The sequence below is a fragment of the Kitasatospora sp. DSM 101779 genome (assembly GCF_025655475.1).
GTDB lineage: Bacteria > Actinomycetota > Actinomycetes > Streptomycetales > Streptomycetaceae > Kitasatospora.
In genome coordinates this window covers 958,544-984,193 of sequence record NZ_JAHTIK010000001.1, presented here as the reverse complement: position 1 = coordinate 984,193, position 25,650 = coordinate 958,544, and the positions used below count along the sequence as shown (strand labels likewise).

26 protein-coding genes are annotated in these 25,650 nt (G+C 75.4%); 12 read left to right on the top strand and 14 right to left on the bottom strand.

The genetic code is table 11. The features are described from left to right. Positions 1–155: 155 nt before the first annotated feature. The 4 genes from KSNIM_RS04650 to KSNIM_RS04635 form a co-directional block, all read right to left on the bottom strand. Complete coding sequence (locus KSNIM_RS04650; protein ID WP_263101944.1) at positions 156–737, bottom strand: TerD family protein; 582 nt, start codon at positions 735–737, stop codon at positions 156–158. A 114-nt stretch (positions 738–851) separates the two neighbouring features. Next, positions 852–1,091: a hypothetical protein gene (locus KSNIM_RS04645; RefSeq protein WP_263101942.1), complete on the bottom strand. Its 240-nt coding sequence runs from the start codon at positions 1,089–1,091 to the stop codon at positions 852–854. Positions 1,092–1,271: 180 nt separating this feature from the next. Next, positions 1,272–2,087 (bottom strand): YncE family protein, encoded by an 816-nt coding sequence (locus KSNIM_RS04640; protein WP_263101940.1) that lies wholly within the window; start codon positions 2,085–2,087, stop codon positions 1,272–1,274. Positions 2,088–2,171: 84 nt separating this feature from the next. After that, the gene (locus KSNIM_RS04635) at positions 2,172–3,752 is read right to left on the bottom strand and encodes a PucR family transcriptional regulator (protein WP_263101939.1); all 1,581 of its coding nucleotides are present in this window, start codon (positions 3,750–3,752) and stop codon (positions 2,172–2,174) included. Between the two features lie 140 nt (positions 3,753–3,892). On the opposite strand from KSNIM_RS04635, the gene KSNIM_RS04630 reads away from it, so the two are divergent. The 3 genes from KSNIM_RS04630 to KSNIM_RS04620 all read left to right on the top strand — a co-directional run bounded on the left by KSNIM_RS04630 (position 3,893) and on the right by KSNIM_RS04620 (position 6,709). After that, the gene (locus tag KSNIM_RS04630) at positions 3,893–5,068 is read left to right on the top strand and encodes an 8-amino-7-oxononanoate synthase (RefSeq protein ID WP_263101938.1); all 1,176 of its coding nucleotides are present in this window, start codon (positions 3,893–3,895) and stop codon (positions 5,066–5,068) included. Between the two features lie 156 nt (positions 5,069–5,224). After that, complete coding sequence (locus KSNIM_RS04625; protein ID WP_263101937.1) at positions 5,225–6,073, top strand: SMP-30/gluconolactonase/LRE family protein; 849 nt, start codon at positions 5,225–5,227, stop codon at positions 6,071–6,073. Positions 6,074–6,202: 129 nt separating this feature from the next. Next, positions 6,203–6,709: a hypothetical protein gene (locus KSNIM_RS04620; protein WP_263101935.1), complete on the top strand. Its 507-nt coding sequence runs from the start codon at positions 6,203–6,205 to the stop codon at positions 6,707–6,709. A gap of 46 nt (positions 6,710–6,755) precedes the next feature. Here the strand turns inward: KSNIM_RS04620 and KSNIM_RS04615 are convergent, their stop codons facing one another. Together KSNIM_RS04615 and KSNIM_RS04610 are read right to left on the bottom strand one after the other, a co-directional pair. Next, a complete protein-coding gene (locus KSNIM_RS04615) occupies positions 6,756–7,838 on the bottom strand; it encodes an alpha/beta hydrolase family protein (protein WP_263101934.1) in 1,083 nt (360 codons plus the stop codon). Positions 7,839–8,013: 175 nt separating this feature from the next. After that, on the bottom strand, positions 8,014–9,519 hold the full coding sequence (locus KSNIM_RS04610; protein WP_263101933.1) for an alpha/beta hydrolase: 1,506 nt from the start codon (positions 9,517–9,519) through the stop codon (positions 8,014–8,016). An 87-nt stretch (positions 9,520–9,606) separates the two neighbouring features. Here KSNIM_RS04610 and KSNIM_RS04605 point away from each other — a divergent pair, with 87 nt between their 5' ends. The 3 genes from KSNIM_RS04605 to KSNIM_RS04595 all read left to right on the top strand — a co-directional run bounded on the left by KSNIM_RS04605 (position 9,607) and on the right by KSNIM_RS04595 (position 12,130). Continuing rightward, positions 9,607–10,533, top strand: coding sequence for a MerR family transcriptional regulator (locus KSNIM_RS04605; RefSeq protein ID WP_263101932.1), 927 nt, complete (start codon positions 9,607–9,609; stop codon positions 10,531–10,533). 183 nt (positions 10,534–10,716) lie between these two features. Continuing rightward, entirely contained in the window at positions 10,717–11,211 is a 495-nt protein-coding gene (locus KSNIM_RS04600; RefSeq protein WP_263101931.1) for a tyrosine protein phosphatase, read from the top strand. Positions 11,212–11,320: 109 nt separating this feature from the next. After that, on the top strand, positions 11,321–12,130 hold the full coding sequence (locus KSNIM_RS04595; protein ID WP_263101930.1) for an alpha/beta fold hydrolase: 810 nt from the start codon (positions 11,321–11,323) through the stop codon (positions 12,128–12,130). 157 nt (positions 12,131–12,287) lie between these two features. Here KSNIM_RS04595 and KSNIM_RS04590 read toward each other — a convergent pair whose 3' ends face one another. From KSNIM_RS04590 to KSNIM_RS04575, 4 genes are all read right to left on the bottom strand, one after another. Next, entirely contained in the window at positions 12,288–12,707 is a 420-nt protein-coding gene (locus KSNIM_RS04590) for a VOC family protein (RefSeq protein WP_263101929.1), read from the bottom strand. Between the two features lie 193 nt (positions 12,708–12,900). Then, complete coding sequence (locus KSNIM_RS04585) at positions 12,901–13,869, bottom strand: NAD(P)-dependent alcohol dehydrogenase (RefSeq protein ID WP_263101928.1); 969 nt, start codon at positions 13,867–13,869, stop codon at positions 12,901–12,903. After that, on the bottom strand, positions 13,866–14,069 hold the full coding sequence (locus tag KSNIM_RS04580; protein WP_317634103.1) for a helix-turn-helix transcriptional regulator: 204 nt from the start codon (positions 14,067–14,069) through the stop codon (positions 13,866–13,868). Before KSNIM_RS04580 ends, KSNIM_RS04585 begins: the two co-directional genes overlap by 4 nt. Before the next feature lie 23 nt (positions 14,070–14,092). Then, positions 14,093–14,521 (bottom strand): hypothetical protein, encoded by a 429-nt coding sequence (locus KSNIM_RS04575; protein ID WP_263101926.1) that lies wholly within the window; start codon positions 14,519–14,521, stop codon positions 14,093–14,095. A 168-nt stretch (positions 14,522–14,689) separates the two neighbouring features. Here KSNIM_RS04575 and KSNIM_RS04570 point away from each other — a divergent pair, with 168 nt between their 5' ends. Both KSNIM_RS04570 and KSNIM_RS04565 read left to right on the top strand, forming a co-directional pair. Continuing rightward, positions 14,690–15,424: a histone deacetylase gene (locus KSNIM_RS04570; RefSeq protein ID WP_263101925.1), complete on the top strand. Its 735-nt coding sequence runs from the start codon at positions 14,690–14,692 to the stop codon at positions 15,422–15,424. A 49-nt stretch (positions 15,425–15,473) separates the two neighbouring features. Then, entirely contained in the window at positions 15,474–16,022 is a 549-nt protein-coding gene (locus KSNIM_RS04565; protein ID WP_263101924.1) for a YrhB family protein, read from the top strand. Here the strand turns inward: KSNIM_RS04565 and KSNIM_RS04560 are convergent. Beyond that, positions 16,015–16,755 (bottom strand): hypothetical protein, encoded by a 741-nt coding sequence (locus KSNIM_RS04560; protein WP_263101923.1) that lies wholly within the window; start codon positions 16,753–16,755, stop codon positions 16,015–16,017. The two genes, KSNIM_RS04565 and KSNIM_RS04560, sit on opposite strands and share 8 nt — an antisense overlap. Positions 16,756–17,010: 255 nt before the next feature. After that, a complete protein-coding gene (ligD, locus tag KSNIM_RS04555; protein ID WP_263101922.1) occupies positions 17,011–18,009 on the bottom strand; it encodes a non-homologous end-joining DNA ligase in 999 nt (332 codons plus the stop codon). Positions 18,010–18,078: 69 nt separating this feature from the next. Here ligD and KSNIM_RS04550 point away from each other — a divergent pair, with 69 nt between their 5' ends. Further along, positions 18,079–19,137 carry an ATP-dependent DNA ligase gene (locus KSNIM_RS04550; RefSeq protein ID WP_263101921.1) on the top strand — a complete coding sequence of 353 codons (1,059 nt, stop codon included), beginning with the start codon at positions 18,079–18,081 and terminating at the stop codon, positions 19,135–19,137. Between the two features lie 439 nt (positions 19,138–19,576). Here KSNIM_RS04550 and KSNIM_RS04545 read toward each other — a convergent pair whose 3' ends face one another. Together KSNIM_RS04545 and KSNIM_RS04540 are read right to left on the bottom strand one after the other, a co-directional pair. After that, positions 19,577–19,915 carry a DUF5713 family protein gene (locus KSNIM_RS04545; protein WP_263101920.1) on the bottom strand — a complete coding sequence of 113 codons (339 nt, stop codon included), beginning with the start codon at positions 19,913–19,915 and terminating at the stop codon, positions 19,577–19,579. Further along, positions 19,899–20,639, bottom strand: coding sequence for a tyrosine-protein phosphatase (locus KSNIM_RS04540; RefSeq protein WP_263101918.1), 741 nt, complete (start codon positions 20,637–20,639; stop codon positions 19,899–19,901). Before KSNIM_RS04540 ends, KSNIM_RS04545 begins: the two co-directional genes overlap by 17 nt. A 291-nt stretch (positions 20,640–20,930) precedes the next feature. Here KSNIM_RS04540 and tdh point away from each other — a divergent pair, with 291 nt between their 5' ends. The 3 genes from tdh to KSNIM_RS04525 all read left to right on the top strand — a co-directional run bounded on the left by tdh (position 20,931) and on the right by KSNIM_RS04525 (position 25,629). Next, on the top strand, positions 20,931–21,959 hold the full coding sequence (gene tdh / locus KSNIM_RS04535) for an L-threonine 3-dehydrogenase (protein WP_263101917.1): 1,029 nt from the start codon (positions 20,931–20,933) through the stop codon (positions 21,957–21,959). A 165-nt stretch (positions 21,960–22,124) separates the two neighbouring features. Continuing rightward, positions 22,125–23,318 (top strand): glycine C-acetyltransferase, encoded by a 1,194-nt coding sequence (locus KSNIM_RS04530; RefSeq protein ID WP_263101916.1) that lies wholly within the window; start codon positions 22,125–22,127, stop codon positions 23,316–23,318. Positions 23,319–23,619: 301 nt separating this feature from the next. Continuing rightward, complete coding sequence (locus KSNIM_RS04525; protein WP_263101915.1) at positions 23,620–25,629, top strand: phosphatase PAP2 family protein; 2,010 nt, start codon at positions 23,620–23,622, stop codon at positions 25,627–25,629. Positions 25,630–25,650: the final 21 nt, after the last annotated feature.

Sequence of the window (25,650 nt, the reverse complement as noted above, 5' to 3'; positions counted from 1 at the left end):
GACCATTCCCGCCGCGCGCGACGCCGGATCAGCCCCGAGGCCCTCGCCCCCAGTGTCGCCCGCCGCGGCTGCGGTGGCTCGCCGTGACCCGCCGCCGGCCCGGAGCCGCTGCTCAGACGGCTCGGCGCCGCTGCCGCGAGGGACCACGCGGGGGATCAGAGGTGCTGTTCGATGTCCGGGATCACGTCCTGGAAGGTCCGGCCCTGGGTGGGTGCGCCGATCGCGGTCATCTGCCAGCCGCCGTTCGAGCGGTGCACCTTCGCCATGATCTGCGCGGTGTGGCTGCCGCCGCCGGTCAGCGTGTAGCGGGCCAGCTCGCGGCCGGTGGAGTCGTCGACCAGTCGGCAGAACGCGTTCTGCACGTCCTGGAAGGTCTGGCCGGTGAACGAGTTGACCGTGAAGACGATCTGGTCGACCTTCTTCGGCACCCGGGTCAGGTCCACCGTGATGACCTCGTCGTCCGCGCCCTGCCCGGCGCCGCCGGTCAGGTTGTCGCCGCTGTGCCGCACCGAGCCGTCGGAGCTGGTGAGGTGCTGGAAGTAGACGACGTCCACCGGCGTGCGGCCGGCGAACAGCACCGCCGAGGCGTCCAGGTCGATGTCACGGGCCATCAGCTTGGCGAAGAACCCCTTGCGGGGAGCGGCCTGCCAGCCGAGGCCCATCCGCACGACCTCCAGCGCACCGCCGTCCGGCTTGCCGAGGTCGACCTTCTGGCCCTTGCCCAGGTTCACGCTCATCCGGTCCGCCACCCTTCCGCAGCATCGACGCCGTGCCGCCGGCCGACCCGTACGGTGCCCGCCGACGGGAGGGACCTTCCCACCGGAGGGGCGGTCGACTCCCGCCGGGCCCGGTCAGATGCCGCCGGCCGGAAGGAGCAGCAACCGCTCCGGGTCGAAGGGCATCCAGCGCTCCGCGCCGCCGCGGCGCAGCAGCCGCACCCGGCACCACGGGCTGCCGTCCGCCGGGCGCCACCAGGCGTTGATCCGGCCGACCGCCCAGCTGCCGTCCTCGAACCGGACCTCGACCGGCTGGTACGCCTGCTCGACCTGTGCCTGCGGCGGCTCCCACGCCTGCACCCGAACGTCGTCCACCGTCGCCCGCCTCCCGTGTCGTTCGCACCCGGCCGTTGGACTCTACAGCTCTGTAGAGCCGGGTGGGGGCGAACGCGCCGGGTGGCCGGACGGAAACCCGCCGTCATCGCCGCAGCCCCCGCCCGACGCGCCGGTCCCGCGGCCGAACGGCGGGGCCGGCTCAGAGCTCCACCAGCGCCCTCAGAGCTCCACCACCGTCACCGTGCTCGCGAAGCCGTTCGCCACGTAGAGCTTGGCGCCGTCCGGGCTCACCGCGACCCCGCGCGGGCCGTCCGCCACCGCGACCGTCCCCGCCACCACCCGTTCGTCGGTGTCCACCACCGACACCAGGTCGAACGGGAAGTGCGCCACGTACAGACGCCCGCCGTCCGGGCCGACCGCCAGGTCGTACGGGCCGCGGGCCACCGGGATCCGGGCCACCGCGACGGCCGCCGCACTGCCCTCCAACGACCCGAGCCCCGACACGTCCAGCACGCTCACCGTGCCCGCGAAGCGGTTCGCCGCGTACAGCAGCCCCCCGTCCGGGCTCAGCGCCAACCCCACCGCGAAGTCCACCCCGGTCAGCCGGCCCCGCGGCGCACCCAGGCCGTCCGTCACCAGCACCACGTTCTCCCGCGGCGCCGACACCAGCACCCTGGCCCCGTTGGGCGCCATCACCAGCCCGAACGGACGCTCCTCGAACACCGTCTCGGCCACCACCGCGCCGCTCTCCGCCGCCACCACCAACACCGCGGAGCGGACCGGGTCCGCCGTGTACAGCCGCTCCCCGTCCGGGCTCACCGCCACCCCGTACAGCGACGTCCCCACCCGGTGCACCGCCGCGACCTGCCGCCGGGTCGGCTCCAGCGCCGTCACCGACCCCGTCCGCGCACAGGCCACGTACACCCGGCTGCCGTCCCGGCTCACCGTCACACCGTGCGGACCCTCACCGACCGGGATCGTCTCGAACCCCCGGCCGTTGGCCGGACCGGCCGGGACGGGGCGGGGAACTGCCATGATCTGCTCCGTTGACGAGCCACGACACCGGCACCTCCACTGTCGCCCGCCCCACCGGCCCGGGCAAACCCGCCCCGCTGCGCGTCACGGCCCCCGCTGCGCGTCGTGCGCCAACAGCGCCACGTACAGCGAGGTCAGCTGCTCCAGATCGTCCAGGTCGATCCCCAGCAGCGCCTCGATGCTCTGCAGCCGCCGGTACATCGCCGGCCGGCTGACGTGCTGCTCCTGCGCCGCCAGCGACTTGTTGCGGCCCGTCCGCAGGTAGGTGCGCAGCACGTCCAGCAACTCGCGGTGCCCCAGCAGCGGCCCGAGTTCGCGTCCGATGAACGCCTGCAGCTCCGGCTCGTCCCGCAGCAGCCGGACGAGCCCGCGCAGCCGCACGTCCCGCAGCCGCGCCACCGGACCGGACGGCGGACCGGCCAGCGCCGCGTCCGCCACGTGCACCGCCTCCAGGAACGAGCGCCGCACCTCGTCCAGCACCCGACACCCGAAACCCGCACCCAGCACCGACCCCGCCGCGCCCTCCTGCAGCCGCGCCGCCAGCCGGTCCACCTCCGCGTCCGCGTCGCGCTCCGGCGGCACGCTCAGCAGCACCGCGATCGCCCCGTCCGGCCCGACCCGGGCCACCAGCCCCGCCATCGCCTCCTCGGCGAGCGTCCGGCGCACCGCCTCGCACACCACCCGCGATCCGGACGGCGGCCGCAGCACCACCGGCACGAAGGTCCGACGCTCGGTCGGCAGCCCCGCCGCCCGGAACCGCGGCAGCAACTGCTCGGGCCGGGCCGTCCCCGACGCCAGATCCGCGAGCAGGGCCTCCGCCGCCTGGTCCTCCCAACCGCGCTGCCGACCGCTCACCGGATCCGCCAGCAACCGGTGCACCGCCAGCGCCTCCGCCGCCAGCCGCCCGACCACCCGCCCGGTTTCCTCGCCGCCCGGGTGCCCGAACAGCACCAGATGCCCCCACTGCCGGCCGCGCGCCTCCAGCCGGGCCACGATCCAGCCGTCCGGGCCCAGCGTCACCGGACCGTTCCCCAGCAGTTCGGCGACCTGCCGCGACACCCGGTCCCAGTCGCGCAGCAGATCGCCCAGCGCACCCGCCTCGCCGGCCGAGGCCAGCACCCGGTGCGCCAGGTTCACCACCACCGCAGGGCAGCCCGCGAAGCCCGCGACCTCGTCCAGCAGCCGCTGCAGCGGCACCCCCGACAGGTTCAGCGCCGCCAGCGCACCGCCCATCCGGTCCGACAGGTCCAGCGCCGCGTACCGGCCGTGCAGCAGCCGCGCATGCACCTCCTCCGTCAGCCGCGCGAACGGCGCAGGCCGGTGCAGCACCACCAGCGGCACCCCGTGCCGCTGCGCCGCCCGCCGCATCGCCTCCGGCGTCGTCGAGAACGCCCGCCCCAGCCCCAGCACCACCGCGGACGCCCCGGCCCGCCCCATCGACTCCATGTACGCGGCCTGCGCCTGATCGTCACCGGCCAGCAGCAGACCGGTCGTCAGCACCATCTCACCGCCGGTCAGCATCACCGCGACGTCCGCCGCCTCCGCGACGTGCAGCCAGCGCACCGCCCGGTCCAGTCGGTCCGGGCAGGCGACCACCTCCGCGTCCCACGGCGTGACCAGCTCCAGCGCCAGTACGTCCCGCACGGTCAGACGGAGGTTCTCCACCAGCTCTCCCCACTGCCAGGACTCCGGCCGGTCGGGGGAGTCTACGCGCAGCACCCCCCGCCCGGGGCCGGCCCGACACACCCGCCACTGTGGGCGGGCGCACGTTGCCGCCCGTAGCGCCGCCGTGCCAGAGTGCGGCCATGGTCCACCCCACCGTGCCGCAGCCGACCCTCGCCCCCTCCGCCGTCTTCGACTGGCTGGACGAGGCCGCCGACCTCCGCGCCCGCGCCGGCCTCACCCGCACACTGCGCAGCCGCCCCGCGGACGACCCGGTGCTGGACCTCGCGAGCAACGACTACCTGGGCCTCGTCCACCACCCCGCCGTCGCCGGGGCCGCCGCCGAGGCCGCCCGCCGCTGGGGCGGCGGCGCCACCGGCTCCCGGCTGGTCACCGGCACCACCGCGCTGCACACCGAACTCGAGGACGAACTCGCCGAGTTCTGCGGCTTCGAAGCAGCCCTGGTGTTCTCCACCGGGTACGCCGCCAACCTCGCCGCCCTCACCGCGCTCACCGACCCCGACACGCTGATCGTCTCCGACGCGTACAACCACGCCTCGCTGATCGACGGCTGCCGGCTCGCCCGCAGCGACGTCCACCGCGCCCCGCACGCCGACCCGGACGCCGTCCGCGAGGTGCTCGCCGGCCGCAGCCACCGCCGTGCCCTCGTCGTCACCGACTCCGTCTTCTCCGTCGACGGCAACGCCGCTCCGCTGGCCGGACACTCGGCCGCCGCCCGCGCCCACGGTGCCGCCCTGCTCGTCGACGACGCCCACGGACTCGGCGTCCTCGGCCCCGGCGGCCGCGGCGCCCTCGCCGCCGCCGGACTCGCCGGCGCACCCGACACCGTCGCCACCGTCACCCTCTCCAAGTCGCTCGGCTCCCAGGGCGGCGCCGTCCTCGGCCCCCGCCGCGTCATCCGGCACCTCACCGAGACCGCCCGCACCTTCATCTTCGACACCGGCCTCGCCCCCGCCGCCGTCGGCGCCGCCCTCGGCGCACTGCGCCTGCTGTGCGCCGAACCCCACCGCGCCGACCGCGCCCGCGAGGTCGCCCACACCCTCGCCGCCCGGCTCACCGCCGCCGGCCTGCACGCCTCCACCCCCGACGCCGCCGTGGTCTCCGTCCGAGCCCCCGGCCCGGAGGCGGCCGTCCAGTGGGCGGCCGACTGCCGCACCGCCGGACTCGCCGTCGGCTGCTTCCGCCCGCCGTCCGTCCCCGACGGCATCTCCCGCCTCCGCCTCACCGCCCGCGGCGACCTGACGGACACCCAGATCACCGAGGCCGTCCGCATCATCACCGCCACCAGCCCCGCCTGAGCGGCCGCTCCGGGGGCGCCCGACCCCGACCTGCGGCGCCCCCTCGCGCAGCAGCGCCCCGGGACCTGACACGCCGACACGCCCTGGCACGGCCGGCCGCGGCGCCCCGGTTCGCGATGATGGTGCCTCGCAGCCGTTCCCAGCGAGGAGCCCGCCGTGCCCGACCCCCGCGTCCTCCTGGACGGCCTCGTCCTCGGCGAGTCGCCCCGCTGGCACGACGACAGGCTCTGGTTCTGCGACTGGGGCGCCCACGAGCTGATCACCGTCGACGCGGCGGGCACCCGCGAGACCGTCGGCCGGGTCGAGGCCTTCCCGTTCTGCATCGACCCGCTGCCCGACGGCCGTCTGCTCGTCCTCGCCGGCGGCGACCGCCGCCTGCTGCGCCGCGAGGCCGACGGCACCCTCACCCCGCACGCCGACCTGCGCCCGATCTGCGACCGGCCCTGGAACGAGGTCGCCGCCGACGGCCGCGGCAACGCCTACGCCAACTGCATCGGCTTCGACCTGATGTCCGGCGAACCGCCCGCTCCCGGTCTGATCGCCCTCGTCACCCCCGACGGCGCCGCGCGCACCGTCGCCGGCGACCTCGGCTTCCCCAACGGCATGGCCGTGACCCCCGACGGCACCGCCCTGCTGGTCGCCGAGTCGTACGCAGCCCGGATCACCGCCTTCGACATCGCCCCCGACGGCAGTCTGACGGGCCGCCGCACCTGGGCCGAGATCGAGGGCTCCGCCCCGGACGGCATCAGCCTCGACGCCGAGGGCGCCCTCTGGTACGCCGACGTGCCGAACCGCCGCTGCGTCAGGGTCCGCGAGGGCGGGGAGGTCCTGCAGACCGTCGAGACCGACCGCGGCTGCTTCTCCTGCGCCCTCGGCACCCCCGGCGGCACCCCCACCCTCTACATCACCGCCGCCGAGTGGACCGGCACCGCCGGCGCCACCGCCGCCCGCACCGGCCTCCTCCTCGCCACCCCGGCCCCGGCCCCGCCGGCTCCCCGTCCCTGACCGAGCCCGGCGGCCCGCGCCCACCGTCGCCCTGGCGGCTCGTCACCCGATCTGCTGAAGGACCAGCTCTGCGCCGCAGGCAGGGGTCGGCCACGGTGTCGTCGCGCACGGTTGGCACACTCTGCCGCCATGGCCGCCGTGGATGCCTCCTGGACGACCGCCCGACCCGGGAGCCCGTCCTCCGGAGCCGACGGGTTCGAGGACGCCCTGGAGCCGGTGCGCCTGCACCCACCTGCCGATCACCTCGACCTGGCGAACGCCTCGAGCGACGTGGCGGTCCTGCACGGGCCGGTGCGGTGCACCCGTCCCTTCGTACGGCAGGCGCTGGCCGCCGATCCGCACACACCGCCCGCCGCCCCGCTGGAGCCGGCCTCGGCCCGCCACAGCTCCCGGAACGACAACAGGCTCCTGCTCCTGCTGGCCGAGCACCCCGGCGCGGACCGGACCGTCCTGCGCGCCGTCCTGGACGCCACGGCCGAGCGGCTCGCGGAGGGCGAACGGCCCTACGCCGCCGCGCTCGCGCCGGCCGGCCGGACCGGACTCGACGTGTCCGAGGTGCGGATCCTCGGCGGTCTGCCGGGTGCTTCCGCCCGCCTGCGCAGCGGGCTTCGGCGACGGCTCGCCGCCCGGGCCTGACGGCCCGGCCGACCACCTCGGCCACGTCGAGTCCGGGCGTTCGGCATCAGGCCCGCGGCGGCGCCGACCGGACGGCTGCGGCGAGCCAGTCGGCGGCGGCGGGCAGCCAGTCGGCGAGGGCGGTGCCGAGCAGGTGGTTGCCGTGGGGGACGAGCAGGAGCTCGGCGTGGGGGAGTTGACGGGCCAGCAGGTCGGCGTTGGTGACGCCCGGTATCCGGTCGTCGCCGCCCTCGACGACCAGCAGCGGGAGGTCGAGCTCAGCGGCGATCGTGCCGAGGTCGACCCGATCGGCGAAAGCCCTGGCCGCCGCGAGGCCGCCGCAGCGCTGGGCGAGCGTCGCGACCACGAAGGGGACGAGTCCGTCCCAGTCCAGCCGGTACGGACCGCTGACCAGGGCGGCCGCCCGGACCCGGGGCTCGCGGGCGGCGGCGACCGCGGCGAACCAGCCGCCCAGGCTCAGTCCGATCACTGCGACGCCGTCCGCGGTGTCGAGGCCGTCCCGGCCCGCCAGGTGGTCGACGGCGCGGCCGACCACCTTCTGGTACTCCGGTTCGAAGCTGCTGGTCGCCGCCAGGACGCCCTGGCCGGGCCCGTCGATCGAGAGGACGGCCGTCCCGCGGGCGAGCAGCGCCTCCGCCACCGCGTGGAACTCCTCCTTGCCGGAGTCCAGCCCGGGCACGATCACCACCACCGGCGCGGGCCGTACGTCCGTCGGACGCCGCAGCCACCCGGCGAAGCCCTCGCCCTCGACCCGTTCGGCACCCGGATCGAGGAGGGCGAGGGCCGAGCCCATCGCCTCGTCCGCCGCGGCGGCCGTCCGGGCGGCCGCCGCGCGGTCCGGGTCGGGGACGAGCCCGGCGACGTGGAACCAGCGGGCCGCCGTCCGGTAGGCCTCGCCGGCCGTCCGTGTCCGCCCCTCGGCCGCGGCGGCCCCGGCGACCGCCAGGTGCCGCCGCGCGGCCGCCCCGCAGACGGCGGGCCACTCGCGCAGGGACGCCGCCCCTGCCGCCACCCGCCCGTACTCCCAGACGTCGAGGCCGGCACCGTGCGCCCGTGGGCGGGTCTCCTCGGCGAAGCCGGCCAGCAGATCGGGCGCGTCGAGGAAGGAGAGGTCGGGGCTGTCGGTCATCGGAGTCCTCGGTCGCAGGGTGCACGGGCGGCGGGAGCCTTCCCGCCGAGCCCCCAGCAGACCAAGCGGCACCGGCCCGCGTCCAACAACCGTCCGTTCCCACCGACAACCGTGCGGTCGTGCCGACAATCGTCAGGTCCCACCCGACCACCGGTGAGGGGGGCTCAGGCACGGCTCAGGCCCGCAGGTGCGTCAGGACGGACCGCATCGCCCGTGCCACGGCCCGGCGCGACGGCCCGGTGGACTCGGCGGTGTCGAAGCCGTGCTGCCCGTCGGGCAGGTCGACCACGTCGACGGCGGCGCCGCACTTCCCGGCCGCGCCCAGGAACTCCGCGACGGTGGCGGCGATCCCGGGGTTCTCCCGGCCGACCCGGGTCAGCACGATCGGCAGCCGCCCGGCCGCGCCGACCGCCTCGACCGGACGGAACCGGGGATCGACCGGGCCCCAGGAGGGCAGCGGAGCGAGCACGGGGTAGCTCGCGGCCACGCACCGCAGCCACGGCCCGGGTGCGGCAAGCGCGTCCGCGAGGAGCAGTCCACCGCCGGAGAAGAACCACAGGGCGATGCGGTCCGGGTCGACCCGCGGATCGGCGCGGAGCAGGTCGACGGCCGCGGCGAGGTCCCCGGCCGCCCGGGGGTAGTCCGCGAAGCCGTGCAGCCGGTGGTCGACCACCGCGCCGACCGCACCCAGCTCCGCGGCGTACCGGGCGTGGCCGGCCAGCCCCGGCCAGTCCCGGGGCGTGGGCCGCACGTCCGGCGGGAGCGGGCCTCCGTGGACGAACAGCACCGCCGGGCGGGGATCGCGGGAGCCGGCACCGTCCGGGAGGTACAGGTCGACCCGGCCGACCCGCTCGCGCGGCCGCTCCGGCACCTCCAGCACGAACGGCCGCAGATGCGGCGGCACGTCGCGGGACGGGGCGATCCGGTGCCCCTCCCCGGCGGCGGCCTGCCGCAGGACGTCCGCCAGTTCGCCGGGGCAGGAGAGCATCGGCCAGTGCCCGGTGGCGAGTTCGAAGAAGCGCACCGCGGGGTCGGTGAGCTTCCGGGCGAGCGGGCCTGCTCCGGCGACCACCGTCCGGAGAATGGCGATCGTCATGCCGCCCCCGGTGCACAGCACGCCGGTGGACGGCAGCGCGGCCGCAGCCCCCGAGAGCTTCAGCGGACGGGTGAGCGTCCCGACGGGCTGCGGGACGGCGCGGTCGGTGAGCCGGGCCAGCGCCTCGTCGCCGAGGCCCGCGGTGCTGCCCCAGCGCTGCCAGCCGTCGACGGCGGGCGGCGGGACGTCGGCGACGCCCGGGTCGGCGCCGAGCAGCCGCGTACGGACGTCCGGGTCCGGCACCGACTGTGCCGCGGTGTCGCCGTCCCCGGGCATGCCCGCGTCCAGGTGCACCACCCGGGCGACCCGCTCAGGACGGCGGTCCGCGGCGCCCAGGACCGGATGGATGCCGTAGCCGTGGCCGACGAGCACCACCTCGGGTGCGGCGAGGCCGTCGACCACCCGCAGCACGTCCCCGATGTGCGTCTCCAGGTCCGTGCCGGGCGGCGCCGTTTCGCCGCGGCCACCCGTCCCCGTCAGGGCCACCGGATGCACCTCGGCCCCGGAGGCCCGCATCCGCTCCGCCACGTCCTCCCAGATCCAGCTTCCGGTGAACCAGCCCGACACCAGGACGAACACCGCCATCGTCGCCTCCCCGGCTCTGGCGGCGGCCCGGTCGGCCGCCGCCGTGTGCGGGTACGGTAGGAACTCCCCCTGAGGGAGGTTCAAGTCGTGGTCCCGGCCGATCTGTGGAGCATCGGGGAGCTCGCCGAACGGGCGGGCGTCACCGTGAAGACCGTCCGCTTCTACTCCGACCGCGGTCTGCTGCCGGAGGCCGGCCGCAGCACCGGCGGCCACCGCAGGTACGGGCCGGAGGCGCTCGACCGGCTGCGGCTGATCCGCTCGATGCGCGCCCTCGACCTGCCCGTCCCGGAGATCGACCGCGTCCTCCGGCGGGAGGACACCCAGGCCGACGCACTGGAGGACGCCGTCGCCCGGCAGTTGAAGGAGCTCGGCACGCAACTCGCCGCGCTGCGCTGGCGGGAGGCCGCGCTGCGGCTGCTGCGCGACTGCACCGCCGAGGAGCGCACCGACCGGCTGCGGCTGATCGGCGCGGTGACCACCCCGCCCGACACCACCGCGCTGGCCCGCTACTGGCGGCGGGTCCTGCCCGGCGGGCTGTCCGCGCGGCAGGTCAGGTGGATCGTCGACGCGGCGGTGCCGCAACCGCCCGCCGAGCCGCGGCCGGCCGAGGTGCTGGCCTTCGCCCGGCTGCACGCCCTCGCCACCATGCCCTGCCCCGGGGGCGGCGCCGATGCGCCGCCCCGGCCCCCGGCGGACGGCCGCACCTACCGCCCGGCCGTGCTCTACGACGGCCTCGGTGAGGCGTACGAGCTGGCCGCCCCGGCGCTCCGCGGTGGAGGCGCACCGCAGCCGGGCGAGGCACTCGACTGCTTCGTCGCGGCGTACGCGGGCGCCCACGGCGACCGGGACACCCCGCTGTTCCGCCGTCGGCTCGCCCAGGAGCTGGACGCCCTCGCGCACCCCGTCATGGACCGCTACTGGCAGCTCGCCGGTGAACTCGCCGACCCGTTCACCCCCACCCTCGGAGCCGCCCACGACTGGCTCCGCGCCGCCCTGGCGGCCGCCCCGGTCTGACCTTCCTGACGCCGGCCCATCGTGCTGCCCGGACCGCCGCGCTCTCCGGCCGCGCGGTACGCTGACCGGCATCCCGTGGCCGTAGCGCGGGCGCTCCGCTCCCTCGACGTTCCGTCAGGTCTCCGAGCGCCGCCCGACGTCCGACCCGGGGCCCACACCTTCCGAGCGAAATGCGGTGCCGCCGTGCGCGTTTCCCTGTTCACGATCGACCTGCCCGGCCCGGGGCGGCTGAGCACCATGGCCCGCCCGCGCGGCCACGACTGGCTGCCCGGCGAGACGGCCGCGCTGGCCGCCGCCGGCGCCGACGTGCTCGTCTGCGCCCTCACCCCGGACGAACTCGACGAACTCGGCCTCACCGCCGAGCCCGCACTCGCGACTGCCGCCGGACTGGAGTTCGTGTCCCTCCCGATCCGCGACCGGACGGTCCCCGACCCGGCCGCCGTGCTGCCGACCCTCCGTCGCCTCACCGCCCGCCTGCGCGACGGCGCCCACGTGGTGACGCACTGCCGGGCGGGCATCGGCCGCTCCTCCCTGCTCGCGGTCTCCCTCCTCGTCCTCGGCGGCACCCCGCCCGAGACCGCCTGGGCCGCCGTCCGGCGGGCCCGCGGCCTCACCGTCCCCGACACCCCCGAACAGCGCGCCTGGCCCGCCGACCTGCTGCTCCCGCTCCTGGACTGATCGGCCGGTGCCCCGGCCGGGCCGACATGCCGCGTTCGGCCCAGGGTCGGCGGGCTGCGGACGGCGGCGCGGGAGACTTCGGTGGTCGAGCGAGACGGAGGGCCGAGCCGTGGCCGGTGCCGCACAGTTCCATGCCTGGGACGTCCGGGAGTCGGGGCCGGCGGACGCCCCGCACCGGGTGCTGCTGCTGCCCGGTGGGATGTGCAGTACGGCCTTCTACGAGGACCTGATGGCGGCAGAGCCGCTCGCCGGCGCACCGGTCCGGCTGGTGGCGGCGACCGTCCCGGGCCATGCCGGGACGGTCGCACCGCGGGACGTGTCGATGGAGAACTACGCGGCGATCACCGGCTCCTTCGCGGCCGAGTACGGCTGCACGGCCGTGGTCGGCCACAGCATCGGCGCCAACATCGCGCTGGAGATGGTCGGTGGTGGGCACTTCGCCGGGCCGGTGGTGCTGCTCTCGCCGACCTTCTCGCGGCCGGACGAGTCCAGGGCGCTGGCGGTCGCGACGAGGCTCGGCCGGGTGCCCGGTCTCGGCGCGGCGGTCTGGCCGGCGATGCTGTGGCTGGTGCCGAAGGTGCTGGCGGACAGCATGCCGGAGCCGCGGCGCGAGCCGCTCGTCGCCGACCTGAAGCGGAACTCGGCGTCCTTCTGCCGCCGGGCGCTGACCGAGTACTTCGCCTACCTGGACCGGCACGGTTCGCTGGTCCCGCGGTTGTGCGACGCGGGTGTCCGGGCGTGGGTGGTGCGCGGCGACCGGGACGAGGTCGGGCTCACCGACGACGAGCGCGCCGCGCTGGGGGCCTGCCGCTCCGTCACCCTGGAGACGGTCGAGGACAGTGGCCACCTGGTGATGGTGGAACAGCCCGCGGCGGTCGCCCGCCTGATCGTCGACGCCCTCCTCGCCCCGGACCGTTGAACCCCGGCGGCAGGAGAACGGGCGTCAGAGCTGCTGGGGCATGGCCGGGGTACGGCGTCGCGAGGGCGGCCGGCGGGTCGTGGTCAGCCGGGGCGGGTACCCGTCGGTTCGTGGGTCGCGCACCGGCTCGATGCCCGAGGGGATCAAGGACATGCGGTCAGAGCACCAGATCGTCGTGTTCGTCGAAGATCCAACCGTCCTCGTACAGCACCTCGAACAGGTGGCCGTCGGGATCGGTGAAGTACCCGCTGTGTCCCCAGGGGTTCGGGCCGGCCGGGCGGGTGACCGTGGCGCCCAGTTCGGCGGCCTTGGCCATGACCTCGTACACCTCCTCGGCGCTGCGGGCCACATACGCCAGGGCGAAGCCGGCGAAGCCGCCAGGCTCCCGGTCGGGCAGACGGGTGTCGGCTGCGAAGGCCGCCCGGGACTGGAACGCGATCGCGACCCCACCCAGTTCGAACAGTGCGAACCCGTCCGAGCCCGCCGTGGACCTTCGCCAGCCCAGCGCCTGGTAGAAGGCGACCGAGGCGGCGACATCGCGCACACCGAGCAGGATCAGATTGAGTCGCTGCCGCATGTCTTCCTCCCCGAACGGCGATCGGCAGGTCATCCTGACATCCCGACATCCCGGCCGCCACCACCGTGATCAGCCCAATGGACGTCACCATGACGCCTTCCCCGACGCCGGAACTCCGTCGCACGAAGATGCCGGTCGAGGTCGTTTCGGACCCGCTCGACGGGGCTCTGTGCGGGACCGCCGGCACGAGTGCTCACACGGTGAGCACGACCTTGCCCCGGGCGTGCCCTGCGTGCACGTGCCGGACCGCGTCCGCGGCCTGTGCCAGCGGGTAGCCGCGGTCGAGGAGCGGCACCAGCCGGCCGTCCGCCACGGCATCGGCGAGGTGGCGCAGGTCCTCCGTCCGGGTCTGCCCGACGAGTGTGCGCAGTCGCTGCCCGAGGAAGGGCGAGAGCGCGACGGCCCGCAACTGCCGGTCGAGGCCCTGGAACCACTTGCCGTCGGCCTCGCCGCCCACGATGACCAGGGTGCCGCGAGGGGTGAGGGCCTGCCGGAGCAGCGTGAGCGGCCGGTTGCCCGCGGTGTCGAGGACGAGGTCGTAGCGGTGCCCGCCCTCGGTGATCTCCTCGCGGGTGTGGTCGAGCACCCGGTCGGCGCCGAGCGAGCGGACGAGTTCGGTCTTGCCGGTGCTGCACACCCCGGTGACGTCGGCGCCGAGGGCCTTGGCCAACTGCACCGCGTAAGAGCCGACGCCGCCGGCCGCGCCGATGACCAGGACGTGCTGCCCGGCCCGCAGCCCGCCGGTGTCGCGCAGGGCCTGCAGTGCGGTGCAGCCGGAGATCGGCAGCGCCGCGGCCTGTTCGAAGCTCAGCCCGGCGGGCTTGGGCGCGAGCCGTCCGGGCCTGGCGAGGGCGTACTCGGCGAAGGACCCCGCGCAGACCCCGAACACCTCGTCACCGGGCCGGAAGGCGGTGACGTTGCCGCCGACCTCCTCGACGACCCCGGCGGCGTCCAGGCCGCGGACGGGGTTGCGCGGGGTCCGCAGGCCCGAGGCGAGCCGTACGGGGTAGGGGAGACCCGCCATCAGGTGCCAGACGCCGGGGTCGACACCGGCCGCGCGCACCCGGACGAGGACTTCGCCCGCCCCCGGCCGCGGCCGCTCCGTCTCCCGGAGCTGCAGCACCTCTGCCTCGCCGTACCTGTCCTGCACAACGGCCTTCACTGTGCCTCCCCCTTGGATTCCGGGTACTGGAAGACGTCGTCGAGTGCGACGCGAAACACCCGGGCGATCTGGAAAGCCATCTCCAGCGAGGGCGAGTACCGGCCCTGCTCGATGGCGATGACGGTCTGTCGGGTCACGCCGATCCGTTCGGCCAGTGCCGCCTGGGTCATCTCCCCGTGGGCGAACCGGAGCGCGCGGATGCTGTTGGTGACCTTGGTCGGCTTCACCACGGGCCGAAACCCCGCCGGTAGGCGACGATCTTCGCGGCCGAGCCGAGCAGGGCCGAGAGGACGAACGCCAGGTACGCCGCATTGGCGATCCAGAAGTGGTCGGCCCTGGCCATGGCGAGGACGAGCGCGGCCACCCCGCCGATCACCAGGAAGGACTGGCCGACGTACTCGCCGAACCGGTGGATCTCGCGGTCCCGCTGGTCCTTCCGGCGGCCGCTCTCCTTCGAGGCGAGCGACACCGTGATGTGCAGCACGATCGACGCCGCGATCGCGAGGCCGACGCTCCAGAGCAGGGCCGCCCGGTACGGCGTCGCGGCGAGCGGCCCGGAGCCGGCGCGACCCAGGACGACGGCCGCGTAGGCGGCATAGCTGCAGAGCGTGACCAGGACCATGATCCAGGCCCGCTTCTCTTCGGTTGCCATGCCATCAAGGTAAAGCAGACCATACCTCGTGTCAAAGATTCTTTACCTCGCGATCGGGGTGTGCCGCCCCGGCCGAGCAGGGTCGGCCGCGCCCGCCGGACGGGTGAAGCCGGAGCGCCGCGCGGCGGGCCGGGGCCGGGCACGGCTCCGGCCCGCGCATCATCGGGCATGGGCACCCCCGTACCGCGCCGGCCCCGCCCGCACCTCCTCCGGCCGCCCGAACTCCTCGACCCCGCAGGGCTGGTGGACCCGGCCGACCCGGTCGACCTGGCCCGCCCGGTCTGGTACGCCGCGTACGGCTCCAACATGCGCAGGGCCCGACTGCACGCCTACCTCGTGGGCGGCAGCCCGCCCGGCACCACCCGCGGCTACCCCGGCTGCCGGGACCCGCGCCCGCCCGCCGCGGACCTGCCGCTGGTGCTGCCCGGCCGGCTCTACTTCGCCCGGGAGTCCCTGGTCTGGGGCGGCGGCATGGCCTTCCTCGACGCACAGGACGACGGAGAACTGCCCGCCCGCGGCTACCTGCTGACCCTGGACCAACTGCTCGACGTCGCCGCGCAGGAGATGCACCGCACTCCCCGCGCGCGGGCCGCCCCCGGTCTGGCCGCCGCCCTCCGCGACGGCCGCGCCACCCTCGGCCCGGGCCGCTACGAGACCCTGCTCTGCCCGGGCACCCTGGACGGCCACCCCGTGGTCACCTTCACCGCCGCCGGCCGCAGCAGCGAGGCGCCGCTCAGCCGCCCCTCCGCCGGCTACCTGCGCCACCTCGCCACCGGCCTCGCCGAGTCCCACGGCTGGTCCGCCCCGCGCGCCGCCGCCTACCTCAGCAGCCGCCCCGGCGCCCTCGGCCGCTGGACCCCGGACACCCTCCTCGCCGCCCTCCGGGCCCGGTCGGACCAGTGAAAATCCGGACCAGCGAAAATCCGGTTGCCGGGCAGGAGACACTGGGACGGTGATCACCGAGGAGCGTGCGGTCGAGCTGGTCGAGGCCCAGTTGGTCCTGGACCGGCTGGCCCAACCGTGGATGACACACCTGGTCGAGTACGCCGTGGGCCGGGTGGAGGAGCACGCCGTCGGCTGGCTGGTCTTCTGGCAGGGGGTGGAGCGGTCGCCCCACAGCGACACGCTCGTCCGCTACGCCGGCACCGGCCCGTACCTGGTGGACCGGCAGGACGGGAGCCTGCACTTCGTCCGCGCCACCTCCCTGGACGAGGACTGGGAGACGTTCTACCGCCGGACGGCCAGAGGAGGGACGGACGACGACCCGCTGGTGACGGAGATCCGCGACGCGGCGCAGTCCGCCGGGCCGGTCGCGGCGATGCAGCGCCTGCGCCGCCGCTACCCGCAGCTGGGCATCGCCCAGGCCAAGGCCTATGTGACGGCCGTGGCGCGGGGCGTCCGGCCGCCCGAGGAGCTGGTGCAGCTGACCCGGCCCGACGACCTGTTCCTGCGCGCGGACATCTGGGCGGTCACCGGCCCGGCCGGGCGGCCGCTCACCTGACGCCTCGTCGCTCGACCCGGCAGTCGGACCCGGCACCGGGCCCGCCACGGACGGCCCCGAGCGCGGTGCCGGTCGTCACACACAGAGCGGCTGCGGTCAGGCCGACCGCCAGGGCGGCGTTGCCCAGCAGGGCCGTGCAGGCAAGGCTGGCCGCGGCCGCACAGATGCACCCACCGGCGAAGCCGACCAGCGCCCCGGTGACCGTGGCGGGCCGCCCGGGATCGGCCGCCGGGGCGGCGGCCGGGACCGGATCCGGCCGCCGGGCCCAGGAGGGCAACGCCGGAGGCGGTGGCGGCGGGGCGGCCACCGGCTGCGGGCGGGCGGCGGGCCGGCGCGGCACGGCCGTCCACGGCAACTGCTCCAGCAGCGCGGTCACCTGGTCGAAGGGCCGGCCCGGTCCGAGCGCGACCAGCGTCCGCGCGCTGGCCGGCGACAGCTCCAGCCGGCGGGTGACCACCGTCCGGCCGCCTGCACCGGGTATCCGCAGCGAGCTGTCCCGGTAGCGGTGGAACCGCCCGTTCACGTCGAGGACGAGTGCACAACTGCTGCGCACCTCCGTTCGGCGCGTCTGCAGCGCGGCGCCGCCGCGGTCCCAGGCGGGAAGCCGGTCCACCACCCAGCCGTCCACCACGGCGCCCTCGTCGTCACGGAACGACCGCGGCGCGACGCCCTGCGCCAGCAGCGTCCGGGCGGTGCCGCGGGCCAGCGCCAGCAACTCCTCGTACGCGTCCACCGGCTCGTCAGCCCCGGTCGCCGCAGGCCGGGCAGGGCCGCCGCGGCCCCTTGGTGGCGCACTTGCCGCACGTCGTGGTCTCGCCCATCTCGCCGTCCCCTGCCGAAGCGGTGTCACCCGAAGCGGTGTCAGGTGCGCGAGCGTAGCCACGCGGTGGGGCGGCGGAGGGGCGGCGTTCGGAACCGGCGGCGATCGACCGGACCCGACGGTTCCCGACGGTTCCTGCCCGGTCGGGCCCGCTGCCCGTCCCCGTGCTCAGCCCTTCTTCGCCCGGCTGGGCTGCACCCGCATCGGCTCGCCCGGCATCTTCGGATGGTCCGGCGGGTAGGGCAGGTCGCCGGCGTCCTGCTGCGCGAACAGCTCCAGCAGCGGCTCCAGGTCGAAGGCGAAGTCGTCCATGTCGGCGTGCAGGTCGCCGAGTTCGGCGAACCGCGCGGGCAGTGTCCGCAGGTCGAAGTCCTGCGGGACGACCTCGTCGAGCTCCTCCCAGCGCAGTGGCGCGGAGGCGGTGGCCTCGGCCCGGGCGCGCAGCGAGTACGGGGAGGCGATCGTCCGGTCGCGGGCCATCTGGTTGTAGTCCACGAAGATCCGCTCGCCGCGCTCCTCCTTCCACCACGCGGTGGTCACCCGCCCGGGCATCCGGCGCTCCAGCTCCCGGCCGAGCGCGATCACCGCGTGCCGGCAGTCGGTGAACGTCCAGCGCGGCTCGACCGGCACGTAGACGTGCAGCCCGCGCCCGCCCGAGGTCTTCGGCCAGCCGCGCAGCCCCAGCTCCTCCAGCAGGGCGCGCAGCTCGTGCGCGGCGTTCACCGCGTCGTGGAAGTCGGTGCCCGGCTGCGGGTCGAGGTCGATCCGCAGCTCGTCCGGGTGCTCGGTGTCGGCGCGGCGCACCGGCCAGGGGTGGAAGGTCAGACAGCCGAGGTTGGCGGCCCAGAGCACCGCGGCCGGCTCGTTCGGGCAGATCTCGTCGGCGCTGCGGCCGCTCGGGAAGGCGATCCGGGCGGTCGGCAGCCACTCCGGCAGGCCCTTGGGCGCCCGCTTCTGGTAGAAGAACTCGCCCTCGACGCCGTCGGGGAACCGCTGCAGGGTGGTCGGCCGGTCCCGCAGCCCGCGCAGCACGCCCGGCGCCACCGCCAGGTAGTACTCGGCGACGTCCCGCTTGGTGAAGCCGCGCGCCGGATAGTAGACCTTGTCGGGGTTGGAGAGCCGGACCGGCCGGCCGTCCACCTCCAGTTCAACCGCTGTCGAGACCATGACTCCCACGCTAGGCGGGCCCCCCGCATCCGGCGCGCGGGCCGTGCGACGTGCGGCGACGATCGGAGCATGGACCTTCCCGTGATGCCGCCGGTGCAGCCGATGCTCGCCAAGTCGGTGGCCGAGATCCCGCCCGGCATGCAGTACGAGGCCAAGTGGGACGGCTTCCGCGCGATCGTCTTCCGCGACGGCGACGAGGTCGAGATCGGCAGCCGCACCACCAAGACGCTCACCCGGTACTTCCCCGAACTGGTGGAGGCCTTCCGCCGGGAACTGCCGGCCCGCTGCGTGGTCGACGGCGAGATCGTGATCGCCCGTGAGGGCCGGCTGCGCTTCGAGGAACTCCTGGAGCGTATCCATCCCGCGGCCTCCCGGGTCCGCACCCTCGCCGAACGCACTCCCGCCTCGTTCGTCGCCTTCGACCTGCTCGCCCTGGACGACACGGCCCTCGCCGACCGCCCGCTCGCCGAGCGACGCAGCGCCCTGGAGGCCGCGCTGGCCGACGCCTCCGCCCCCATCCACCTGGCGCCCGCCGCCACCGACATCGACCTCGCGCGGACCTGGTTCGCCCAGTACGAGGGCGCCGGGCTGGACGGCGTGGTCGCGAAACCGCTGGACGGGCCGTACGCACCCGGCGAGCGCACCCTCTTCAAGATCAAGCACCAGCGGACGGCCGACTGCGTGCTCGCCGGCTACCGCGAGCACAAGAGCGGACCGGTCGTCGGCTCGCTGCTGCTCGGCCTCTACGACGCCGACGGGCACCTGCAGCACGTCGGCGTCTGCGCCTCCTTCCCGATGGCCCGCCGACGCGAACTGGTCGAGGAACTGGCCCCGCTGCGGCTCGACGACCTCACCGGCCACCCCTGGGCCGCCTGGGCCGACGAGAGCGCCCAGGCCTCCTCCCGGCTGCCCGGCGCCGTCAGTCGTTGGACGGGCACCAAGGACCTCTCCTGGGTGCCGCTGCGCCCCGACCGGGTCGTCGAGGTCGCGTACGACCACATGGAGGGCTCCCGCTTCCGGCACACCACCCAGTTCCGCCGCTGGCGGCCCGACCGCGAACCGGCCGACTGCGGCTACGAGCAGCTGGAGGAGCCGGTCTCCTACGACCTGTCGGACATCCTCCGCTGACTCCCGGCCCCCAACCCGTGCCGCCCGCATCGCCAACTCCCCTGCACGAGTGACGTGCTGTGCACCGACGCGGACGTGGCGGGCGCCGCCTGCCGTCTGCAGACCGGCGCGGATCCGGGCAACGCCGCTACCGCGTGCGGTGCTCGCCCGTCAGCGGCGTCACCGGGTGCGTCCGCAGGTACTCCTCCAGTGCTGCCGGATCGTCACCGATCCGCCCAACGTCCGGTGACACCGGGCTGTTCTCCCGGACGACCACCCGACCGGCGTCGCGGCCGACTGCCGTGGCCGTCACCGCGCAAGACCGCCGTCCCGACCGGTCCCGGAGCCGGCAGTGCGACCCCGGCCCCCGACGACCCGCGATCGTCACCCCCCGCGTCAACTCCCCTGTCTGACAGGAGCGCCAGTACCGGTGGTGGGTGGCCGGACGGGCGGCGTGCAGTCACCGGTCCCGTGCGGCGATCAGCTCCTCGACGTTCGCGTCCGGGAAGCCGTAGGCGGCCGCGACGAAGACGAAGTCCTCGGCGATCTCCTCCCGTGCGACCGTCTCGATCTCGCTGCCGGCGGCCTCGAACGCCTCCTGCACCACGTTGAACTCCTCGGTGGCGGCGTTGGTGAGGAGGTAGCGCGCGGTCAGGTCGGACGGCCGCTCGGCCTCGATCCGCTCGCACGACCGCAGCAGGACCTCGCGCCCGCGGTCGACGACGGCGTCGGGGTAGGCGTCCGCGTACAGGGCGCGCGGGAAGGGGTGCCGGGCGATCCGGTCATGGGCAATCGGCATGACGCCGGTCCTGCCGCCGGCCACCGACAGGTTCCTGGGCACCGAGAGCGGCGCGCACCGCCGACAGGTGCTCCTCTCCGGCGCCGTGCGCCAGCAGGTAGTCGGCGACCGAGCCGTGGTGGCTGCGGATCCGGAGCATCGCCCGGCGCAGGTGGGCGGCGGCGACCGGACGGGAGTTGTGGCCCGGGCCGGCCGTCTCCTCGGACAGGCCGAGCGCGGCGTTGGACCGCAGGAAGTCCGCGGTGATCTCCGCCTCGGATGCTCCCAGCAGGCTCTGCAGCACGGCCACCACCACCCCGGTGCGGTCCTTGCCGGACGCGCAGTGGACGAGGACGGGCAGTGTCCCGGGCCGGGCCAGTCGGCGGACGAGCGAGGCCGCGACCGGGCCCGCGTGCTCCGCCATGGCCGGGTAGAGCTCGGCCTGCTCGGCCGGCCACCGCTGCTCGGTGAAGACCGGCAGGTGCCAGTGGTCCACCGGAAGACCGCGGCGGTCGTCCGGCCGCTCCGCCACCTCGGGGACGCTCCGCAGGTCGACGACCGTCCGCACGCCCAGGTCCGCCAGCCGGCGCGCCCCCTCGGGCGGCAGCCGGTGCAGCGCCCCCGAGCGGTACAGCACGCCGCGCCGCAGCCCGCCGACCCCGCCCGCGTCGCGGAAGTTCCGCACCCCAGGCACCTGCACGGCCGTCCCCGCCGGGTCGAGGCCGGTCCGCTCCGCGCTGTCCACGCCGTGTTCCTCCCCTTGCCGACGATCCCGGGCCGACGGTCCGCAGGCAGACGATACCCGGGGCCCGCGGCCGCGCGGGTAGCCCGTACGGGTGGCGATCGGCACGCCGCGGGGGTGGCCGGGATGCCCGGCGGCCGGTGCTCGGGGACGATCGTTCAGCCCAGCTGCGACCGCCCTTAAGAATTCCTCGATGGACCGGACCTGCTCCGACGCGGCAGATTTCACTGTGCCCGGCGAGGCAGGGGTTGCACCGCCGGGCTTCCGTTCCACCCTCCCCCAGGAGCGCGCGCCGTGAAGGCACTCGTCAAGCACCAGGCCGAGCCGGGTCTCTGGCTGATGGACGTCCCCATGCCGGAGATCGGCCCCGGGGACGTGCTGATCAAGGTGCTGCGCACCGGCATCTGCGGCACCGACCTGCACATCCGCTCCTGGGACGGCTGGGCGCAGCAGACCATCAAGACCCCGCTGACCATCGGCCACGAGTTCGTCGGCGAGGTCGCCGCGATCGGTGCCGCCGTCGCCGACGTCGAGGTGGGCGACCTGGTCAGCGGCGAGGGCCACCTGGTCTGCGGCAAGTGCCGCAACTGCCTGGCCGGCCGCCGCCACCTGTGCCGCAACACCGTGGGCCTCGGCGTGGGCCGCGACGGCGCCTTCGCCGAGTACGTGGCGCTGCCCGCCTCCAACGTGTGGGTGCACCGGGTGCCGGTGGACCTGGACGTCGCGGCGATCTTCGACCCGTTCGGCAACGCGGTGCACACCGCGCTGTCCTTCCCGCTGGTCGGCGAGGACGTGCTGATCACCGGCGCCGGTCCGATCGGCATCATGGCCGCCGCCGTCGCCCGGCACGCCGGCGCCCGCAACGTGATGATCACCGATGTCTCGCCGTACCGGCTGGACCTCGCCCGCAAGGTCGGCGTCACCCTGGCGCTGGACGTCTCGCAGCACACCGTCGAGGAGGGCCAGCAGCAGCTGGGCCTGCGCGAGGGCTTCGACGTCGGCCTGGAGATGTCCGGCCGCCCCGAGGCGATGCGCTCGATGATCGCCAACATGACGCACGGCGGCAAGATCGCCATGCTGGGCCTGCCCGCCGACGAGTTCCCGGTGGACTGGGCGTCGATCGTCACCTCGATGATCACCATCAAGGGCATCTACGGCCGCGAGATGTTCGAGACCTGGTACGCGATGTCCGTCCTGCTGGAGGGCGGCCTGGACCTCACCCCGGTGATCACCGGCCGCTACCCCGCCGCGGACTTCGCCGAGGCCTTCGACGAGGCCGCGAGCGGCAACTGCGGCAAGATCATCCTCGACTGGACCGCCTGAGAGCGCACCGCCCGCGCCGGTCGGCCCCGCACCACCGTCCAGCCCCGTACCGTCAGCCCCGCACCGCCCCGTGCCGGACGGTCCCGCACCGGGCGACCGCCCGGAGCGACCGACCCGACCGTCCGGCACCCCGTCAGCGAACCTCCATCCAGGGAGACACCACCCGTGTTCGACAACGTGCGCGAAGACCTCGCCGCCACCCTCGACGAGATCCGCGAGGCCGGCCTCTTCAAGCCCGAGCGGGTCATCGGCAGCCCGCAGAACGCCGCCGTCACCGTCACCGCGGGCGGCCGCCCCGGCGAGGTGCTGAACTTCTGCGCCAACAACTACCTCGGCCTCGCCGACCACCCCGCCGTGGTCGCCGCCGCCAAGGACGCCCTGGACCGGTGGGGCTACGGCATGGCCTCCGTCCGCTTCATCTGCGGCACCCAGGACGTGCACAAGCAGCTCGAGGAGCGCCTCTCGCACTTCCTCGGCCAGGAGGACACGATCCTCTACTCCTCCTGCTTCGACGCCAACGGCGGCGTCTTCGAGACCCTGCTGGACGAGCGCGACGCCGTCATCTCGGACGCCCTCAACCACGCCTCCATCATCGACGGCATCCGCCTCTCCAAGGCCCGCCGCCACCGCTACGCCAACCGCGACCTCGCCGACCTCGAGCAGCAGCTCAAGGCCACCCAGGACGCCCGCCGCCGCCTGATCGTCACCGACGGCGTGTTCTCCATGGACGGCTACATCGCCCCGCTACGCGAGATCTGCGACCTCGCCGACCGCTACGACGCGATGGTCATGGTCGACGACTCGCACGCCGTGGGCTTCGTCGGCCCGACCGGCCGCGGCACCCCCGAGCTGCACGGCGTGATGGACCGCGTCGACATCATCACCGGCACCCTCGGCAAGGCCCTCGGCGGCGCCTCCGGCGGCTACGTCGCCGCCCGCCGCGAGATCGTCGCCCTGCTGCGCCAGCGCTCCCGCCCGTACCTGTTCTCCAACTCGCTCGCCCCGGTGATCGCGGCGGCCTCGCTGACCGTGCTCGACCTGCTGGAGCAGTCCGGCGACCTGCGCGAGCGCCTGGCCGCCAACACCCACCTGTTCCGCACCAAGATGACCGAGGCCGGCTTCGAGATCCTGCCGGGCGAGCACGCCATCGCCCCGGTCATGATCGGCGACGCCGCCGAAGCCGGCCGGCTGGCCGAACTGCTGCTGGAGCGCGGCGTGTACGTGATCGGCTTCTCCTACCCGGTCGTGCCGCACGGCCAGGCCCGCATCCGCGTGCAGCTGTCGGCCGCCCACTCCACCGAGGACGTCGAGCGCGCCGTCGCCGCCTTCGTCGACGCCCGCGCGGCGATGGGCAAGTAGCACCCCGGGGCCCCGGCCCCGATCCGACCACCACCGCGGGGCGCGGCCCTACCCTCACCGCGCCCCTGCGGGGCAGCCCCCGGCCCCGCTCCGCCGTCGGCCCGGCCTTCCCCAGCCGGGCCGGCGGCGTTTCTCCTCGGCGTTCCCGGCCCCGCGCGGCCCGCTGCCACCCGGGCGGCACCCCACGGGATGCGTACCGGCCGCCGCCGCTGGACAGTCGCAAGGTAGGACCGGCCACCGGACCGCAGCCACTCCCGCGGTACCGGCCAGCCGGCCGGCTCACGCGGCGAGAGGAGCAGGGATGCCACCGGTGCCCGCCCTGCCGCTGCCCAGGCCCCGCGTCCCCTCCGCCGCCCGCCTGGTGGCCGCTGCCACCACCCTGATCGTGCTGGCCGTCTGCGCGCCGGTCACCTGGAACACCCTGGCCGAGCCCGTCGGCCGCCCGAGCCCGGTCGCCGACCTCGCCGCGACCGGCCTCGGCGGCTGGTACGCGATCGGCACCCGCGCCGTCCTGCTGGCCGTCGCACTCGCCTCCGTCCTCGCCGCCGGCCTGCTGCTCGCCCGCGACCCGCCGCCCGGCCTGCCCCACCCCGGCGCGGTCGGCAGCACCGCCGCCGGCGCCCTGCTGCTCAGCGCCGACCTGCGCGGCCAGCCCGTCGACGCCGTCCTCGGCCTCGCCGCCGTCACGCTCGCCCTCGCCGAGATGCTGCCGCGCACCCGCCCGCCCGAAGGACTCGCCCTCGGCACCGCGATCGCCCTCGAACCCGCGCTCGCCCTCTTCGCCGTCCTGCTCGTCTGCCGGAGGGACCGGCGGCGGGCCCTCAACGCCCTCGTCCTCGCGCTCGCCCTGAACACCGCCGCCTGGGCCGCCCGCCCGCTGGAGACCGCCCGCGGCTGGCGGCAGCTGATCGACCCGCTGCTCGCCGTCGGGCCCGACAACCAGTCGGCGTACGGCCTGCTGCTCCGGCTCGGCCTGCGCGGCCCGCTGCTCGCCGCCGTCTGCCTGGCCGCCGCCGTCCTCGTCGGCACGCTGGCAATCCGCCGCGGCCTGGCGTACACCGCGGACGGACAGCACCTGCTCGCCACCGGCGTGGTCGGCTGCGCGGCCGTGGTGGTCTCCCCGCTCACCGGGCCCGCCGCCTTCGGCTGGCTGCTCGCCGCCGCGGTCGGCCGGCTCGGCCGCCGCCCCGAGGACCGCGCCCTGTGGCCGGTGGTCGCCGTCACCGTCGCCCTGCTGTCCAGCAGCATGCTCGACCCGCAGATCGAACCGGTGACCACCTTCCTGCTGCGCGGCGCCGCCCCGCTCACCGCAGCCGCGGCCGCTGCCCTGCTGTCCTTCCGAAGCACCACCGACCCGCTCTGGACGCTGCACCGCACACCCGCACCCACCCCGCACCACCCTTTCGGCCGCCGACGGCTGCCCCTGCTGCCCGCCACACTGCGCCCGGTCAGCCGGCCCAACCTGCTGATGGAGCTGCTGTTCATCCAGGTCGGCTACGGCATCTACACCAAGATCCGCAACGCCGCGCCGAACCGGATCGAGGCCGCCGTCGAGCACGCCCGCGACATCTACGGGGTGGAGCGGTTCCTGCGGATCGACGTCGAGCGGGCCGTCAACGGCTGGGTGCTGCACACCCGCGGCATGCTCGACCTCTCGCTGCAGTACTACAAGACGTTCCACCTGATCGGGCCGCTGGCGGTGCTCGGCTGGCTCTACCTGCGCCACCCGCGCCGCTACCGCACCAGCCGCACGGTGCTCTTCACCGCGACCGGCCTGGCCCTGCTCGGCTTCTGGGGGTACCCGCTGGCCCCGCCCCGGCTCACCCCCGGCCTCGGCCTGCGCGACTCCCCGTTCGGCGGGCCCGACGGCTCGCCGCTGGGCGCGCTGACCGCCCTCACCAACCAGTTCGCGGCGATGCCCTCGCTGCACTGCGCCTGGGCGTTCTGGTGCGCGGCGGCGGTGATCGCCGCGACGCGGCGGCGCTGGGTGTGGGCGGTGGCGGTGGTCTACCCGCTGCTCACCCTTTTCGTGGTGGTCGCCACCGCCAACCACTGGCTGCTCGACGCGGTCGGCGGGGTGGCCGTCGTCCTCGCCGGCTGCCTGTTCCAGTACGTCCTCACCGGCCGGCGGATGGTGGACCGGTCGCCCGTGCTGGCGGCCCGGGTCCGGGCCTGGTCCGGCCGCCCCCGGCCCGGCGGGCACCCGACGCCCACGGTGGGCCCGGGCACGTCGGTGGACCTCAACCGCGCCCGGGGCCCGGCACCGCCCGCCCCGAGCGCCGAGCACGTGGAACGCCGCCGGGACCCCTGACGCGGGCGGTCGGGGTCCTGC